General features: G+C 75.1%; 11 protein-coding genes. 4 read left to right on the top strand and 7 right to left on the bottom strand.

Annotated elements, in window-relative coordinates; all coding sequences use genetic code 11:
• Positions 1–175: 175 nt before the first annotated feature.
• Positions 176–1,621 (bottom strand): C40 family peptidase, encoded by a 1,446-nt coding sequence (locus V2J63_RS01035; RefSeq protein ID WP_331229119.1) that lies wholly within the window; start codon positions 1,619–1,621, stop codon positions 176–178.
• A 535-nt stretch (positions 1,622–2,156) separates the two neighbouring features.
• Between V2J63_RS01035 and V2J63_RS01040 the strand changes: the two genes are divergently transcribed.
• The 3 genes from V2J63_RS01040 to V2J63_RS01050 all read left to right on the top strand — a co-directional run bounded on the left by V2J63_RS01040 (position 2,157) and on the right by V2J63_RS01050 (position 6,381).
• Positions 2,157–3,494 carry a bifunctional o-acetylhomoserine/o-acetylserine sulfhydrylase gene (locus V2J63_RS01040; protein ID WP_331229120.1) on the top strand — a complete coding sequence of 446 codons (1,338 nt, stop codon included), beginning with the start codon at positions 2,157–2,159 and terminating at the stop codon, positions 3,492–3,494.
• Positions 3,491–4,714, top strand: a complete 1,224-nt coding sequence (gene metX, locus V2J63_RS01045) for a homoserine O-acetyltransferase MetX (RefSeq protein WP_434056258.1) — start codon at positions 3,491–3,493, stop codon at positions 4,712–4,714. The genes V2J63_RS01040 and metX overlap by 4 nt, the downstream gene beginning before the upstream one ends.
• Positions 4,715–5,019: 305 nt before the next feature.
• Entirely contained in the window at positions 5,020–6,381 is a 1,362-nt protein-coding gene (locus tag V2J63_RS01050; protein ID WP_331229121.1) for an alpha/beta hydrolase, read from the top strand.
• Here V2J63_RS01050 and V2J63_RS01055 read toward each other — a convergent pair.
• The 6 genes from V2J63_RS01055 to V2J63_RS01080 form a co-directional block, all read right to left on the bottom strand.
• On the bottom strand, positions 6,341–7,531 hold the full coding sequence (locus V2J63_RS01055; RefSeq protein WP_331229122.1) for a restriction system modified-DNA reader domain-containing protein: 1,191 nt from the start codon (positions 7,529–7,531) through the stop codon (positions 6,341–6,343). The two genes, V2J63_RS01050 and V2J63_RS01055, sit on opposite strands and share 41 nt — an antisense overlap.
• A gap of 111 nt (positions 7,532–7,642) precedes the next feature.
• Positions 7,643–10,678: an FAD-binding and (Fe-S)-binding domain-containing protein gene (locus V2J63_RS01060; RefSeq protein WP_434056259.1), complete on the bottom strand. Its 3,036-nt coding sequence runs from the start codon at positions 10,676–10,678 to the stop codon at positions 7,643–7,645.
• A gap of 67 nt (positions 10,679–10,745) precedes the next feature.
• A complete protein-coding gene (gene ppdK, locus V2J63_RS01065; RefSeq protein WP_331229123.1) occupies positions 10,746–13,451 on the bottom strand; it encodes a pyruvate, phosphate dikinase in 2,706 nt (901 codons plus the stop codon).
• 203 nt (positions 13,452–13,654) lie between these two features.
• A complete protein-coding gene (locus tag V2J63_RS01070; RefSeq protein ID WP_331229124.1) occupies positions 13,655–15,181 on the bottom strand; it encodes a hypothetical protein in 1,527 nt (508 codons plus the stop codon).
• A gap of 268 nt (positions 15,182–15,449) precedes the next feature.
• Positions 15,450–15,923: an RNA polymerase sigma factor gene (locus V2J63_RS01075; protein ID WP_331229125.1), complete on the bottom strand. Its 474-nt coding sequence runs from the start codon at positions 15,921–15,923 to the stop codon at positions 15,450–15,452.
• Between the two features lie 214 nt (positions 15,924–16,137).
• Positions 16,138–16,308: a CsbD family protein gene (locus V2J63_RS01080; protein ID WP_331229126.1), complete on the bottom strand. Its 171-nt coding sequence runs from the start codon at positions 16,306–16,308 to the stop codon at positions 16,138–16,140.
• A gap of 97 nt (positions 16,309–16,405) precedes the next feature.
• Between V2J63_RS01080 and V2J63_RS01085 the strand changes: the two genes are divergently transcribed.
• Entirely contained in the window at positions 16,406–17,140 is a 735-nt protein-coding gene (locus V2J63_RS01085) for a glutamine amidotransferase (protein WP_331229127.1), read from the top strand.
• Positions 17,141–17,187 lie beyond the last annotated feature (47 nt).

Here is a 17,187-nt window from a genome sequence, read left to right on the forward strand (position 1 = left end):
GGGCAGGACGGCGATCGCGACGGCGACCGCCCGACCCGGCTGACGAGATCGTCATCGCGCACCTCGATCGTCACCAGACGGTCCCGGTGCGCGATGACGATCTTGTCGTTGATGGGTGCGACAGCGCGGGCGCGGCGCGAGAAGCAGCCGCGTCGAGGCCGCGCGCACCGCAGCGTCAGATGCGGCCCCCGAAGGGGAGGACGTTCGGCCAGTACATCGGTACGTGCTCGACGTTCTTGCCCGGCGACGGCGCGTGGACGCGCATCCCGTTCCCGGCGTAGAACGCGACGTGGTAGATGCCTGAGGCGGCGCCGTTGTTCGAGTAGAAGATGAGGTCGCCCGGCTGGAGCTGGTCGACCGGCACCCGCGTCGTCGCGGCGTACTGCGCCTTCGTCGTCCGCGGGATGCTCACACCCGCCCGCGCGAAGGCGGTCTGCGTCAGCCCGGAGCAGTCGTAGCCGTTGGGCCCGGCAGCGCCCCAGACGTACGGCTTGCCCACCTGGGTGCGCGCCCAGGCGAGAGCCTCCTGTGCCGCGTTCGTCACGGGCGCGGGGGCCGGCGCGGGCGCCGGGGCGGGCGCGGGGGCCGGAGCCGGTGCAGGAGCCGGCGCTGGCGCTGGCGCCGGGGCGGGCGCGGGGGCCGGCGCTGGAGCCGGGGCGGGCGCTGGAGCCGGCGCGGGAACCGGAGCCGGGGCCGGCGCCGGTGCGGGTGCTGGTGCGGGCGCCGTGCCTGGCGCCGGCGCGGGGGCGGGTGCGCTCGGGGTGGGACGCGCGGGGGCACCCGGCTCGGGGCTCGTCGTCGCGGCACTCGGCACGGTCGTCGGCGTCGGGCGGGTCGACCGGGATGCGGCCTCCGCCTCGCGCGCGGCGTCGAGCGCGGCCTGCCGGGCGGCCCGGTCCTGACGCTCGCGGCGCTCGGCGTCGAGGGCCTCCTGACGCGCACGCTCGAGCTCGACCGTCGTCTCGCGGTGCCGGGCGAGCTCGCCGATGAGGGCCTCCCGCTGGTCGGTCGAGAGGGCGAGCTGGGTCTGTGCGCTCTCGGCAGCACCCTCGGCGTCGCGCGCGGCGTCGGCGAGCGCCGTCGTCGCGGCCTCCTCGGCGGCGAGAGCGTCGTCGGCACGACGCTCGAGCGTGGCTCCCACCTGCTCGGCGGCCTGGAACCGCTGGAGGGCGTCGTCCGCCTGGCGACCCATCCGGTTGATCGTCGTCGTGCGGTCCATCGCGTCGGCGAACGAGTCGGCGGACAGGAGCGGCTCGATCGGGCCCAGTGCCCCCGGACCGGAACGGTAGGCAGCCGTGGCGATCCGCCCGATCTCCGCCCGCTGGCGCTCCACCTCGGCGAGCGCCGCGTCAGCCTCCGCGCGCGCCGCCTCGGCGGCGACCTCGGCCTCGGCGAGGCCCTCGGTCGCCTCGAGGTACGCCTCGTTGGCCTGGGAGGCACGGACGCTGGCGTCGTCCACCTGGGCGCCGAGGCGCGCGAGGTCGACCTCGAGCGCGGTGATCTGCTGGCGGGTGGAGGCCTCTGCCTGGCGCGACCCGGCGATCTCGTCCTCATCCGGCACGGCGGAGGCGGTGGAGACGAAGGAGCCACCGGTGAGGGCGAGCACGGCCACGAGCACCATGGCGCCGCTCCGCCGAGGACGAACCGTCACGTGTCTCCAACCATCGCGATGAGCAGGACGAGCCACCCGTGCGGCGTCGTGCCGCTGGGACCCGGGTCGACGCTAGCGCTCAACCGCCATTTTGGGAACACTGGTCACTTCAGTCACATGAGTAACACCTGTCGGTCAGTCATGCGCAACCGACGCGGTTGGCCGACATCGGCGCCCCGACTCCGGACGGCATCGGCTCGACCCGTGGCACCTGCCGACCGCCTCGACGCGCACGCTGGCCATGCGACGAGGCGAGACTGTGGTCCCACCCGATGAGACGCGGCTTCTCACGCCGTCGGGCCGTCCCTAGGCTCGCGTCATGACCTGTCGAATGTGCCGCTGAGTCCGCGCACATCGGCATGCCCGGCACCAGGCCCTCGACGGATCGCCCTCCGGCGGCGTCCTCGGACCAGCGGTACCCGCCAGCAGTGCGCATCCCCACCCTCCGCGGGACGGGCGTGGCGCAAGCGGCCCGCTCTCCCGCTCCATCGAACTGGAGCACGCCATGAGCACCGAGAACCCCTGGTCCTTCGAGACCCTGCAGATCCACGCCGGCCAGGCCCCGGACTCCGCGACCGGAGCCCGCGCCCTGCCGATCTACCAGACGACGTCGTTCGTCTTCGCCGACGCCGAGCAGGCGGCGAACCGCTTCTCCCTCGCCGAGATGGGTCCGATCTACACGCGGATCACGAACCCCACCCAGGACGCCGTCGAGACCCGCATCGCGGCCCTCGAGGGGGGCGTCGGCGGCCTCCTCGTCGCCTCCGGCCAGGCGGCCGAGACGCTCGCCATCCTCAACATCGCCGAGGCCGGTGACCACGTCGTGGCCAGCCCGAGCCTCTACGGCGGCACGTACAACCTCCTGCGCCACACGCTGCCGAAGTTCGGCATCACGACGACGTTCGTCACCGACCCCGACGACCCGCAGGCGTGGCGCGACGCGGTCCAGCCCAGCACGAAGCTGTTCTTCGCCGAGACGATCCCCAACCCCAAGCAGGACATCCTCGACATCGCAGCCGTCGCCGCCGTCGCCCACGAGGCCGGCGTGCCGCTCGTCGTCGACAACACCGTCGCGACCCCGTACCTCATCCGCCCGCTCGAGCACGGCGCGGACGTCGTCGTCCACTCCGCGACGAAGTACCTCGGCGGTCACGGCAGCTCCATCGCGGGCGCCATCGTCGACGGCGGGACGTTCGACTGGTCCGCGGACCCCGAGAAGTTCCCGAACTACAACACCCCCGACCCGAGCTACAACGGCCTCGTCTTCAAGGACCTCGGCGCCCCCGCGTTCATCCTCAAGGCGCGCGTCCAGCTCCTGCGCGACATCGGCGCGGCCGTCTCCCCGTTCAACGCCTTCCTCATCGGCCAGGGCATCGAGACGCTGTCGCTGCGGATGGAGCGCCACGTCGCGAACGCCCAGCGCGTCGCCGAGTTCCTCGAGGCGCAGGAGCAGGTCGTCCGTGTCGGGTACGCCGGGCTCCCCTCCTCCCCGTGGCACGAGCGCGCGAAGAAGTACGCCCCCAAGGGTGCGGGCGCGGTCATCACGTTCGAGCTCGCCGGTGGCTACGAGGCCGGGATCGCGTTCGTCGACGCGCTCGAGCTCCACTCGCACGTGGCGAACATCGGGGACGTCCGCTCCCTCGTCATCCACCCCGCCTCGACGACGCACTCCCAGCTCGACGAGGCCGCCCTCACCGGCGCGGGCGTGAGCCCCGGGCTCGTGCGCCTCGCCGTCGGCCTCGAGCACATCGACGACATCCTCGCGGACATCGAGAAGGGCCTGCGTGCGGCCGACGCCGTCGCCTCGGCCGTGACGGCAGTGGCGGGAGACAGCCAGGCGTGACCCAGGACGACGAGACGAGCGTCGCGGCGGCGGGCACGGACAGCCGCCGCCGCGGCCGGTCGCGCCTGCCCACGGAGCCGATCCCGGCATCGGGGGCGTGGCGCGAAGGGGACGAGCCCGGCCGGCGGATCTTCGCCGACCTCGGCGCGCTCACCCTCGAGGCGGGCGGGCGCCTGCCGCACGTGCGGCTGGCCTACCAGACGTGGGGCCGCCTCAACGCGACCCGCGACAACGCCGTCCTCGTCCTCCACGCCCTCACGGGCGACTCCCACGTCACGGGGCCGGCCGGGCCGGGGCACCCGGGCGCCGGCTGGTGGTCCCAGATCGTCGGGCCCGGCCGAGCGATCGACACCGACCGCTGGTTCGTCGTCGCGCCCAACGTCCTCGGTGGCTGCCAGGGCTCGACCGGCCCCTCCTCCGCCGCGCCGGACGGCACCCCGTGGGGGAGCCGCTTCCCGACGATCACGGTGCGCGACCAGGTCGCGGCGGAGATCGAGCTCATGGACCGCCTCGGGCTCGAGCGGTGGGCGCACGTCATCGGCGCCTCCATCGGCGGGCACCGGGTGCTCGAGTGGGCCGTGACGGCGGGCGAGCGCGTGCGCTCGATCGCCGTGCTCGCCTCCGCCGCGCAGACGTCCGCGGACCAGATCGCCTGGGCCCACCCCCAGCTCGCCGCCATCCACCTCGACCCGCGGTTCCGGGGCGGGGACTACTACGACGCGGCCGACGGCGAGGGCCCGCACGCGGGGCTGGCGCTCGCCCGGCAGGTGGCGCACACGACGTACCGGACGTCCGCGGAGCTCGAGACCCGGTTCGGCCGTCTCCCCCAGCACGCCGAGGACCCCATGCTCGGCGGCCGGTTCGCGGTCCAGTCCTACCTCGACCACCACGGGACCAAGCTCGCGCTGCGGTTCGACGCCAACAGCTACGTCCGCCTCACCGAGACGATGCTCACCCACGACCTCGGCCGTGACCGTGGCGGCGTCGAGGCGGCCCTGAGCCAGGTGACGGCGGACGCGCTTGTCCTCGCCGTCGACAGCGACCGGCTCTTCCTGCCCGAGCAGTCCGAGCGGGTCGCCGCCGGGATCCCGGGCGCAGGTCCGGTGCGCTACGTCCGCTCCCCTCACGGGCACGACGGGTTCCTCGTCGAGCACGAGCAGGTGGGCCGCCACCTCGGCCGGTTCCTCGCCCAGGTCGCCAAGGGCAGCCTCGGGCGCTGAGTCGGCGGCGCTCCTGCCCGGCCGGGTCCGGCGCCGATGACGACACCGCCTGCGGCGGCACGGCCTACCGCGGGCGTGCTGCGGCCCTTGCGCGGTGCTGCACGCGACGCCCCGCCTGCCGGAGCGCGTGGCTCGCACGCACGGCTCCCCCGCACGCGCTGCCAGTGCCGGGCCGTGGGCCCGCACGCCTGGCCCGGCACCGCCGTCCGGCTGCTGATCGCCTCTCCCCTCGAGGGGAGCGCGCCACGTCGCGCGGGACGCCGGGCCGTTGTGCGCCGCGGGACGGCGAGCGCGAGGATGGGCGGGTGCCCATCCTTCCCCGGCTCCCCCGTCGGTCCGGCGACGCCGCGCTCCCGCCCACGGACGCCGAGCTCGGTCCGGCAGCGGGCGCCGCCGACGACGGAGCCGCCGACGGCGCCCCGGCTCACGCCGACGACGGTGCCCGCGCCGGTGCCCGGGTCGGGGCCGCGAGCAGGGCTGGGGACGGCGCCGCGGGCGGGGGCCGGCGGGTGGTGAGTGGCGTCGCCCTGGTCGCAGACGTCGACGCCCCAGCCGCGGTGGAGGGCGCGACCGGACCCGACCCCGGCCTCGACCCCGACCCCGCGCCCGTCGTCCCGGAGCTCCCCGAGCCGCCTCCCGCGGACCGCTGGGCCGCGGACGTCCTCGGGGCGGGGTTCGTGGCGCGCACCCTCCCTCTTCACGAGGACGACGAGGGCGACGTCGTCGCCACCCTCGTCCGGCACGTGCCGGCGGAGGACCCCCGCTCCGACCCGGCGCCGACGCCGACGTTCACGGTCCTCTACCTCCACGGCTGGAACGACTACTTCAACCAGCGCGAGCTCGCCCGGGAGTGGTCCGCCCTCGGCGGTGCCTTCTACGGCCTCGACCTGCGCAAGTACGGTCGCAGCCTGCGGGTCCACCACACCCGCGGCTACGTCGACAGCCTGTCGGTCTACGACGAGGACATCCACGCCGCGCTCGCCGTCATCCGGGCGGAGCACGGCGCCGACCAGCCGCTCGTCCTCATGGGCCACTCGACCGGAGGGCTCACCGCGGCGCTGTGGGCGCACCGGCACCCCGGCGCCCTACGGGCGCTCGTCCTCAACTCGCCGTGGCTCGAGCTCCAGGGCTCCTCGCTCATGCGCACGCTCTCCCAGCCCGTCGTCGACCGGCTGGCGCGGTACCAGCCGAAGGCCGTCCTGCCGCTCATCGACCTCGGCCACTACGCACGGACCCTCGCCGGCATGGCGACGGACTCCGACAGCGACGTGCCCCCCGCCGACGCCGACGACCCGTTCGTCGTCGGGTGGGGCCTCGAGCCGGCGTGGCGGCTGCCGTCGGCGTCGGTGCGCCCCGGATGGCTCTCGGCCGTCATGGCGGGGCACCAGCAGGTGGCGGCCGGGCTGAGCATCACGGCGCCGGTGCTCCTCCTCACCTCCGACAAGACCATCATCGGGACGCGGTGGTCCGAGGACATGCGCGCCGCCGACGTCGTGCTCGACGTCGACCTCATGACCCGGCGCGCCCTGCAGCTCGGTGAGGTCGTGACCGTCGTGCGCGTCCCGGGCGCCATCCACGACGTCACGCTCTCGGCGGCACCGGCTCGCGCGCGCGCCTACGCCGAGCTCAGGCGGTGGACCCGCGCCTACGTCGCTCCCGGCGCGTGAGCCGTCCGCCGTCCTCGGGCGACGGCGCGCTCGGAACGGGCTCACGGTCGTGGGCAGGCCCAGCGGCGAGCCGTGCCGAGACCTCGGCCCGGGCCTCGGCGAGGGAAGGCCCCTCGTCCCCGAAGCGCCACACCTCCCAGCCGTCCACGCGGTCGTGGCCGGACACCGCGACGGCCGCCGCCTCCGGGGTCGGGAACGGAGCGCCGCCGGCGAGGATCCGACCGTCGAGCAGGAGGGTGGCCTCGTAACGGGTGCCCGACGCCCCAGCCCAGACGAGACCGGCGGGACCGTCGAGCGCGCCGGCGATCGCGCGCAGCTCGGGCACCGCCCGGGCGAGACCGCTCCCAGCGTCCTCCGCGGTCGGCGTCGCGCGCGCGTCAGCCACGGGGGCGCCCCGACCGTGGGTCTCGGCCGAGGCCGTCGCCGCGCCCGCTGCGGTCGAACCCGCCGGGACGTCATCCGACCCGCGGCGCACAGCCGCCACACCTGTCTCCCGCGCCGTGCCCGCGTGGCTCGTCACGAGGCCCGCCAGCGGCCCTTCCCCGGGGATGGGCTGGGAGAGCTCGGGACGGCGCGCGGCGCGTCCCGGCAGGATGGCGGGGTGCGCGGCCAGGCCGCCCCTGACCTCGGTCACGTCGAGGAACCGGCGCCCGTTCGACATCTGCCGCACGGACATCTCGTGGACGAGCACGCCGGAGCCCGCGAGGCTCCCGAGCGCCGGGCGGATCTCGTCGTCGATCATGGCCGCGACGACGACGAGACGCGGCCCCGGCGTCGGACGGGGCGGCATCGACTCACGGAAGGCGTTCCAGTCACGCCGGAAGGCCGCGACTCCTCGGGGATAGGTCTCGGCGAGGTCGAGCCACCCGCGCTCGGCCGTGCGGCCGGCGCGGCTGAGCGCGGCGACGAGGGACACGGCGTCGAGCCGCTCGGCCACCTCGACCGTGACGACCTGACCGGAGGAGTCCATGGCGGTGAGCCGCGGCCGCGCGTCGTCGTCGTGCCACGTCACCGGGAAGAGCGGCTCCGCGACCACCTCGAGGACCTGCTCGCGGACGGCCTGGAGGACCTCGGGCTCGACCGGCTCGGCGACTGGACGGCCGAACTGGGCCGGGACCAGACGTCCCTCGTCGAGCTCGAACAGTGGCATACGACGTCGACCTACCTGCACTGACGCGGGCGAAAAAAGGGGAGGCCCCATTCTCTCACGTCGCCGGGGCCGGCCCCGGACCGGTGCGGCCTACCGCTCGCCTCGTCCGGCCTACCGCTCGCCCGCGAGGAGCTGCGCGAGGTGCACGCCGTGGCGCCCCGCCAGCTGCTCCGCCTGGGTCCGGCACGAGTATCCGTCCGCGAGGTAGACGCTGCGTGGACCGGCCTCGCGCAGCGCCGGCAGCAGCGCGTTCTCGGCGACCTGGACCGACACGTCGTAGTGGCCCTTCTCCATGCCCCAGTTCCCGGCGAGGCCGCAGCACCCCGCGAGCGCCTTGACCTCGGCCCCGGCCCGGGTGAGGAGCGCGGAGTCCGCCTCCCAGCCCATGACGGAGTGGTGGTGGCAGTGGGGCTGCGCGACGACCTCGACGCCGTCGAGCGCCGGGGGCTGCCACCGCTCCCCCGGGCCCACGGGCGCCGGGGCGGTGAGGAGCTCGGCGAGCGTGTACGTGCCGGCGGCGAGCGCCGCGGCGCGCGGGTCGTCGGGGAAGAGCTCGACGAGGTCCGAGCGCAGCACGGCCGTGCACGACGGCTCCACCCCGACGACTGGGATCCCGTTGACGGCGTACGGCGCGAGGACGGACATCGTGCGCTCGAGCTGGCGCCGGGCGCCGTCGAGCTGGCCCGTCGAGATCCACGAGAGCCCGCAGCACGCCGACTCCTCCGGGACGACGACGGTGTACCCGGCGTCTGTCAGGACGCCCACCATGGCGCGGGCGCCGGCGCCGTCGAGGGTCTCGGAGAACGAGTCGGCCCACAGGAGGACGTAGCGCGGCCCGTCCTCCCCCGGCACGTCTGCATGATCACCAGCGGTGGAAGGGAGCCCGCCCTGTCCCGGCACCTCCGCATGATCACCAGCGGTGGGAGGGAGCCCGCCCTGTCCCCCGCGCTCGTGATCATGCGGAAGTGCCGGTCCTCCGCGCCGGACGGCCGGCTGCTTCTTCGACCACGCCGAGAAGGTCTGCTCGGCGAAGGTGACCATCTCGCGCCGCGGGTCCATGCCGCCGAGGCGCAGCACCGTCCGGGCGAGCGGCCGGGCGCGCAGGACCGTGTTGACGAGGCGGGCGAGACCGGGCACCGAGGTGACGATCCTCGTCCAGCGCGGGAGCCAGCCGAGCGCGTAGTGCGTGAGGGGCCGGATCCGGCCGCGGTACGCGCGGTGGAGCACCTCGGACTTGTACTTCGCGACGTCGACGCCGGCCGGGCAGTCGCTCGAGCACGCCTTGCAGGACAGGCACAGGTCGAGGGAGTCGTGCACCTCCTTCGAGCGGAAGTCGTGGACGAGCGAGCCGTTCGTCAGCTCCTGGAGGATGCGGGCACGACCCCGCGTCACGTCCTTCTCGTCCCCGGTCGCGCGGTAGGAGGGGCACATGAACCCGCCGGAGGCCGACGTGTCCGCGCGGCACTTGCCCACCCCGACGCACCGGTGCACGGCGCGCGTCATGTCCCCGCCGTCCTCGGCGAAGGAGAAGCCGCCGCTGACGATCGGCAGGGGGCGGGCGTGCGGGCGGCGCAGGTCCGCGTCGATGGGGCGCGGGCGCACGAGGACGCCGGGGTTGAGCACGTCGTCGGGGTCGAGCAGGTGCTTGAACGAGGCGAAGAGGTCGAGCGCCGCGGGGCTGTACATCTCCCCGAGGAGCGCCGAGCGCGCGCGGCCGTCACCGTGCTCGCCCGAGAGGGAGCCACCGTAGGAGGCGACGAGCCGGGCCGAGGCGGTGAGGAAGTCCCGCGATGGCCCGATGCCCTCCGGGGTCTCGAGCGGGAGGTCGAGGCGGACGTGGAGGCAGCCGTCGCCGAAGTGGCCGTAGACGAGCCCGTCGATCCCGTGCCCGGCCATGAGCGCCTCGAAGTCACGCAGGTAGGCGCCGAGCTTCTCCGGCGGCACGGCGGCGTCCTCCCAGCCCGGCCAGCCCTGCGCGCCGGAGGGGGTGCGGCCACCGAGGCCCGCGCCGTCGGCCCGGATCCGCCACAGCGCGTCCGCCTGGGCGCCCGCGGGGACCACCTTGGCGGCGTCGGTGCCCGCGTCGCGGGCGAGGGCGCGGGCCCGGCCGAGCGCCTCGTCCGCGTCCGCGCCGCCGACCTCGACGAGCAGCCAGCCGGCGCCGGGCGGGAGCTCGGGCACGGAGGCCGGTCCGTGGTGGCGCCGGACGACGTCGACGAGGCGGGCGTCGATCCCCTCGATCGCGAGCGGGTCGTGCGCGAGGAGCGCGGGCACGGCGTCGGCCGCGCTCGCCATGTCCGGGTAGCCGAGCGCGACGAGCACCGGGGCGCTGGGGACGGGGACGAGGCGCAGGGTGGCGCCGAGCGTCGTCGTCACGGTGCCCTCGGTGCCGACGAGCGCCTTCGCGAGGTCGTGACCGTTCTCGGGCAGGAGGTGCTCGAGGCTGTAGCCGGAGACCTGCCGCCCGAAGCGCCCCAGCTCGGTGCGCACGAGCGCGAGGTTCGCGTCGACGAGCCCTTTGAGGCCTGCGACGGCGTCGAGCGCGCCGGTGCCCGCCCCCGCCGTGAAGGAACGGCCGCGCCCGTCGACGACGTCGAGCTCGACGACGTTGTCCGCCGTGCGCCCGTACGCCACGGCGTGGGGGCCGCACGCGTTGTTACCGATCATCCCGCCGAGCGTGGCCCGGTTCTGGGTGGAGGGGTCGGGCCCGAAGCGCAGGCCGTGCGGGGCCGCGGCCCGCTGGAGGTCGGACATGATGACGCCCGGCTCGACGCGCGCGGTCGCCGCCTCCGGGTCGATGTCGAGGATGCGGTTGACGTGCCGGGAGAAGTCGACGACGACGCCGGGGCCGATCGAGTTGCCCGCCACGGACGTGCCGCCCCCGCGGGACGTGAGCGGTGCGCCGTGCTCGCGGGCGACGTCGAGGGCCGCCCGCGCGTCGTCGACGTCGCGGGGGAAGACGACGACGTCGGGGACGACCCGGTAGTTCGACGCGTCGGTGGAGTACTCCCCGCGCCGGCGGTCGCTGTCGTCCACCTCGCCGTCGACGGCGCGCCGCAGGGCCGCGACGAGCGCCGCCCGGTCCGAGGAGGACGCCGGACGTGCGGGCTGGTCGGCGGGACCGGGGCGGGCAGTCGTGAGCGTCACCCTCCGATCCTGCCACCGCTGGGGGCGTGCGCGCGCAGGTCGCCGCGCCTCGAGCGCCGGGGCGCGCTCAGCGCGCCGCCGTGCGGGCGGCGACGGCGGCGCGGCCCGCCTCGAGCCGGGCGACCGGTACCCGGAACGGGGAGCACGAGACGTAGTCGAGCCCGGCCTCGTGGAAGAACTGGATCGACTCCGGGTCCCCGCCGTGCTCGCCGCACACGCCCATGTGGAGGGACGGCTTCGTCGCCCGGCCACCGGTGACGCCCACCCGGACGAGGGCGCCCACGCCGTCGGCGTCGATCGTCTCGAACGGGGAGATCGTCAGGACGCCGTTGTCGAGGTAGTCGGCGAAGAACGCCGCCTCGACGTCGTCGCGGGAGAACCCCCACGTCGTCTGCGTGAGGTCGTTCGTCCCGAAGGAGAAGAAGTCCGCCTCCTCGGCGATGCGGTGCGCGGTGAGCGCCGCCCGGGGCAGCTCGATCATGCAGCCGATCGGCAGGTCGAGGAGCTCGCCCGCTTCCCTGCCCGCCGCGGCGAGGATCCGCACCGCCTCCTCGCGCACGATCTGGAGCTCCCGGACGGAGCCGACGAGCGGCACCATGATCTCGGGACGCGGGTCGCCGCCGGCCGCCCGGCGCTCGAGGGTCGCCTCGGCGATCGCCCGGATCTGGAGCGCGAACAGCCCGGGCACGACGAGCCCGAGGCGCACGCCCCGCAGCCCGAGCATCGGGTTGGCCTCGTGCATGCGCCGCACCGCCGCGAGGAGGGCGACGTCGTGCTCGCTCGCCCCGCCCCGCTCCTCGTCGAGCGCGACGGCGACGGCGAGCTCGGTGAGGTCGGGCAGGAACTCGTGCAGCGGCGGGTCGATGAGCCGGATGGTCGTGGGGAGGCCGTCCATCGCGGCGAGGACGTCGACGAAGTCGGCGCGCTGGAGCGGCAGGAGGGCCGCGAGCGCGGCCTCGCGCTCGTCGTCGGAGTCGGCGAGGACGATCCGTTCGATGAGCTCGCGGCGCTCGCCGAGGAACATGTGCTCGGTGCGGCACAACCCGATGCCCTCGGCGCCGCGCTCGCGGGCCCGGCGGGCGTCGTCGGCGGTGTCCGCGTTCGCGCGGACGCCGAGCGTGCGGACTCCGTCGGCGTGGGTGAGGACCCGGTGCACCGCCCGGACGAGCTCGCGGGTCTCCTCGTCCGGCGCGGCCGCCAGCCCGGCGTCGAGCCCGTCGGCGATGAACGTCATGACCGGGGAGTCGACGACGGGGACCTCCCCGAGGAAGACCTCCCCGCTCGTCCCGTCGATGGCGATGACGTCCCCGGCGTGCAGCACCCGCCCCGCGACCCGGACCTCTCGGCGGGCGGCGTCGACCTCGAGCGCGTCGGCACCGACGACGGCGCACGTGCCCATGCCGCGGGCGACGACGGCGGCGTGGGAGGTCTTCCCGCCGCGGGCGGTGAGGATCCCCGCGGCGACCATCATCCCGGCGAGGTCGTCGGGGTTCGTCTCGCGCCGGACGAGGACGACGCTCGCGCCGGCAGCCGTCCGCTCGAGCGCCTGCGCGTTGTCGAAGACGGCCTCCCCGACGGCCGCGCCCGGTGAGGCGGCCATCGCCCGCGTGAGGAGCTCCTTGGGTGCCTCGGCGTCGAACTGCGGGAAGAGGAGCTTGGAGAGCTGCTCGCCGGTGACCCGGGTGATCGCCTCGTCCATCGTGATGAGGTGCTCGTCGACGAGCTGGGTCGCCACCCGGAACGCCGCGCCGGCCGTCCGCTTACCCACCCGGGTCTGGAGGAACCACAGCTTGCCGCGCTCGATGGTGAACTCGATGTCGCACAGGTCCCGGTAGTGGGTCTCGAGGCGCCGCATCCCTTGGCGCAGCTCGGTGTAGGAGGCGGGGTCGAGCCGCTCGAGGTCGGCCAGGGTGAGGGTGTTGCGGATCCCGGCGACGACGTCCTCCCCCTGGGCGTTGGACAGGTAGTCGCCGTAGACGCCGGCGTGGCCGGTCGAGGGGTCGCGGGTGAAGCACACGCCCGTGCCCGACGTCTCCCCGAGGTTGCCGAACACCATCGCGACGACGTTGACGGCGGTCCCGAGGTCGTTCGGGATCCGCTCGCGGCGCCGGTAGAGCCGGGCCCGGTCGGTGTCCCACGACCCGAAGACCGCCTCGATCGCCTGGTCGAGCTGCTGGCGCGGGTCCTGCGGGAAGTCCCGCCCGGACTCCTCGCGGACGATGCCCTTGAACGTCTCGACGAGCCCCCGCAGGTCCGTCGCGCTCAGCTCGACGTCCGTGCGTGCCCCCCGCTGGGCCTTGAGGGCGTCGAGGGCACCGGCGAAGAGGTCGCCGTCGATGTCGAGGACGGTCTTGCCGAACATCTGGATGAGCCGGCGGTAGGAGTCCCACGCGAACCTCTCGTCGCCGGAGAAGGCCGACAGACCGTCGACGGAGGCGTCGTTGAGCCCGACGTTGAGGACCGTCTCCATCATCCCCGGCATGGAGAACTTCGCGCCCGAGCGCACGGAGACGAGGAGCGGCTCGCGGGCGTCCCCGAGCCGGCGCCCGAGGGCGTCCTCGATCTCGCGCAGCGCGAGGGTGACCTCGACCCGCAGCTCGGGCGGCACGTGGCCGCTCGCCATGTAGGCGCGGCACGCCTCGGTCGTGATCGTGAAGCCCGGCGGCACCGGCAGCCCGAGCCGGGTCATCTCGGCGAGGTTCGCACCCTTGCCGCCGAGGAGGTCCTTCTGGTCCTTGCCGCCCTCGCTGAAGCGGTAGACGTACGTCGCCATGACAGCCCCCAGCACCCGACGGGCTCGGCGGTGAGCCCGCGACACCCCCCAGCGTAGCGAGCGGGGCCGCCCCGGAACAGGGAAGCGTCGTCCCGGGCGGGCCCTCCACCGGCCCGGGACGACGCTGGTCTTGAGCCCCCGGGCGCAGGTCCCGGCGGCGGTCTCGTGCCGCCGGACGCAGGGCCCGGCGGCGGTCTATCGGCTCAGAAGGCGAGCTCGTGGTCGGCGAGCGCGATGACGATCCACTCCCCGCCGTCGGCGCTGGTCAGCGTGTAGGCCGGGACGAGGAGCGTGGCGCCGCCGTCGGTCGTGTGCGGCATGAGCGTCGCCTCGGCGCCGGCGATCGTCACCTCGGTGACCCGCCACGGGAGCGCGGCACCGGCCGCAGGGGGCGCCTCGGGCGGGTCGCCCCACGTCCACCCCTCGCGCACGGCCGGCATCTCCGCGATGCCGAAGCCGGTGCTCATGGCACCGAACCGCGGGTCGTTGAGGCGTGCGACGGCCTGCGCGGGGCTGACGACGTCGTACTCCCCGAGCTCGACGACGGGCGCGAGCGGCCCGTGGAAGCTGAGGACGTCGCCCTCGACGACGTCGGCGTTCCACGTCAGCCCCGTGCGCATGCCGCCGAGGACCTGGTGGGCGACGACGGACGTCACGGCGGACCCCTCCCACGGGGTCAGCGTCTCGTACTCGGCGGCGGCGTCGTCGAGCCCGAGCTCGGCCAAGACCGCGCGGAGGGCGCCGACGGCGTCCCCCGCCTCAGGCCCGGCGGGCGCGGGCTCCGCCGGCTCCGGCTCGACCGGCAGCGGCTCGGGGACCGGGCCGGCCGGGTCGACCGGGCCCGACGTCGCCGCGCCGTCGGTGCCGGCGGGGGCCGGGTCCACCGGCGGTACCGGCTCGGGGGACCCGGCCGGCGCAGGAGCGACGCCGCCGCCCTCGTCCGGGGGTGCGGCGGGGAGGTCCGGCGCCGCGTCCGGCACGTCCTGGCCGGGGTCCGCCGCGGCGCCCTGCCGCGCGACCCCCTCCTCAAGGGTCTCGAGCTCGCCGTCGGCCGTGCCCGAGCCATCCGAGACGCCCATGTCGAGGTGGGGGTAGAGCGCCGGGTCCGAGAAGCCGACGCCGAGTGAGCCGTCAGCGCTGAGCGTGAGGTTGGGGGCGCTGCCGTCGAGCGGGCCCACCCGCCACATGCCCTGCTCCTCGACGGGCTCCCCCTCGGCACCGAGGACGGCGGCGGCGCGCGCCGCGGTCTCGGCAGTGAAGCCGCCCGCGGCGTCGAGCGCCCACGCGGGCGCCGTGCCGCTGGCGTCCGAGAGCCCGTCCGCGGAGAAGACCGTCCGGCCCCCGAAGGCCGGTGCGATGGCCATGTCCGCGGCCGCGAGCGACTCGGTGGTGCGGGCCTGCTGCTCGAGCGCGCCGGTGCCGGTCGCCGGGGTGCCGATCGCCGGGGCGCTGCCCTCGGCCAGGGTGTCCCCCGGTGTCGTCGCCCGCCCGAGGCCGAACCCGGCGCCGCCGAGGACGAGCGCCCCCGCTGCGACGGCGGCGACCGCCGCCCACGGCCGCCGGCGCGCGGCGCGTCGCTGCGCGAGCTCGTCCCCGTCACCGGCGCGCAGCTCGGACGTGCGGGCCGCGAGGCGCGCGTCGTCGGGCTCGGCGCCGGCGGCCGGGTCGGCGGCCCGCAGGCGGGCCAGCGCCTCGTCCTCGCCACCGGGGCGTGGGGTGGTGCCGTCCATGACGACCTCCTTGCTCGGTGCGCCGCGACGCGACGCGCATGTGCCCTCTCTGTGTCCACGCCGGGCGGGTTCTTGCACGACGGCGGGTCGGACGGCTCACGAGCGCCGAGAACCGCCCGGGTCGAGGCGTGCCCGCCCTGGTCGGGCTCCTGCGCCCCGGCACGCGCCGCGCACATGGCCCGCCACAGGCACGGCGCGTGCCGAGGCGCCCGGCCGTCCGGCTCGGCGGCTCACCCTTGCGCAGCCTCGCCGGCCGGGCGCACGGTCCTCAGGGCGCCCAGGCTGCGCCCAGGCGTGCGCGCGCCCGGGAGAGCGCCGCGTCCGCGCCGCCGCGCGAGATGCCGAGGACGTCGGCCAGCCCGGCGCCGGTCAGTCCCTCCCACGCGTGGAGGACGAGGATCTGGCGGTCGCGCTCGCTCAGCGCCGCGAGCGCGCGGCGGACCTCGTCGTCGGTGACGGCGGCCAGCGCAGGGTCGTCGTCACCGGCCGCGGACTCGGGCACCTCGGCCACGAGGACCGGACGGCGCTTGCGGCGGTGGTTCGCGAGGACGAAGCCGGCCGTGCGGTAGAGCCACGGCAGCTCGGCGCCCTCCGGGACGTCGTCGCGGCGGCGCCACGCGGTGGCGAGGACCTCGGCGGCGAGGTCCTCGGCGTCCTCCGCAGCGGCCCGGCGCACGAAGTAGCGGTACACGGCGGTGGAGTGCTCCCGGTACAGGTCGGAGAACCACCCGTCGTCGCGCACACCGTCTCCTCCCGCTGGATGCGGGGGCCGGCAGACCTCCGCACCGTGCCTGTGTCGCCCGCCACGATGATCTTGCACCGGAAGTGAGAGAGTCCTCGACCGGCACGTCGCGAAGGTGCGACGAGGACGACGACGCGGTCACAGTCGAGGTCCCGACAAGCGAAGGGCCCCGCGGGATCGCTCCCGCGGGGCCCTGCTCGATGTGGTGGCGCCTCTACTTGAAGGCGTCCTTGACGTTCTCGCCTGCCTGCTTGAGGTTCGCGCCGGCCTGGTCCTTGTGCCCATCGGCCTGGAGGTCACGGTCGTCCGTGGCCTCGCCGGTGGTCGACTTGACCTTGCCCTTCGCTTCCTGGGCGGCGTTGCTGATCTTGTCTCCGAGACCCATACAACCTCCAGTGTTCGACTCGCTGATCCCCAGGCGGGATCCCTTTCTTTACACTAAGCGGGCCTTGGTGGAGCCGCATGTTGAGAAGGGACGGCACGTGAGACCGTTCGTCCTGCTCGCCTCCCGCAGCGAGGACGTCGCGGCCGAGGACGAGTACGCCTCGATCCTTCGCCACTCCGGGCTCACCGAGGACCAGCTCGTGCGGGTGCGCATGGAGGCGGGACCGTTCACACCGATGGACCTGGAGAGCTTCTCCGGCATCATCCTCGGCGGCAGCCCGTTCACGGCGTCAGTACCGTCCGCGCACAAGAGCGACGTCCAGCTGCGGGTCGAGACGGCACTGGCGGAGGTGCTCGACGGCGTCCTCGCCGACGACGTCCCGTTCCTCGGGCTCTGCTACGGGATCGGGACGCTCGCCCAGCACGCCGGTGGCGTCGTCGACGGCACGTACGCCGAGGACACGGCCGCCGTGACGATCGAGCTGACCCCCGAGGGTATGAGCGACCCCGTACTCGCCGGGGTCCCGGACCGTTTCGAGGCGTACGTCGGCCACAAGGAGGCCTGCGCGGTCCTGCCCCCGGGCGCCGTCCTGCTCGCCTCCTCCGCGGCCTGCCCCGTCCAGATGCTCCGCCTCGGCACCAACCAGTACGTCACGCAGTTCCACCCGGAGATGGACTGCGACGCGATCAGCACCCGGATCCGCACCTATCGCCACGCCGGGTACTTCCCGGCCGAGGACGTCGAGCGTGTCCTCGCGCGCGTGGCCGCGGCGGACGTGAGCGCCTCCCACGACGTGCTCCGCGGCTTCGTCCGGCACTACGCCCGCGGCTGAGCCCCGCGCGCTCGCGCGAAGATGCTCAACCTGCTGAGGGATGCCAG

Origin of the sequence: Georgenia wangjunii (genome assembly GCF_036421975.1) — a bacterium.
Taxonomy (GTDB): domain Bacteria; phylum Actinomycetota; class Actinomycetes; order Actinomycetales; family Actinomycetaceae; genus Georgenia_A; species Georgenia_A wangjunii.

Excerpts from the sequence above, each read along its gene's own strand:
- V2J63_RS01035 (WP_331229119.1), bottom strand. The coding sequence starts at position 1,621 with ATGGTGCTCGTGGCCGTGCTCGCCCTCACCGGTGGCTCCTTCGTCTCC.
- V2J63_RS01040 (WP_331229120.1), top strand. The coding sequence starts at position 2,157 with ATGAGCACCGAGAACCCCTGGTCCTTCGAGACCCTGCAGATCCACGCC.
- V2J63_RS01055 (WP_331229122.1), bottom strand. The coding sequence starts at position 7,531 with ATGCCACTGTTCGAGCTCGACGAGGGACGTCTGGTCCCGGCCCAGTTC.
- ppdK (WP_331229123.1), bottom strand. The coding sequence starts at position 13,451 with ATGGCGACGTACGTCTACCGCTTCAGCGAGGGCGGCAAGGACCAGAAG.
- V2J63_RS01070 (WP_331229124.1), bottom strand. The coding sequence starts at position 15,181 with ATGGACGGCACCACCCCACGCCCCGGTGGCGAGGACGAGGCGCTGGCC.
- V2J63_RS01080 (WP_331229126.1), bottom strand. The coding sequence starts at position 16,308 with ATGGGTCTCGGAGACAAGATCAGCAACGCCGCCCAGGAAGCGAAGGGC.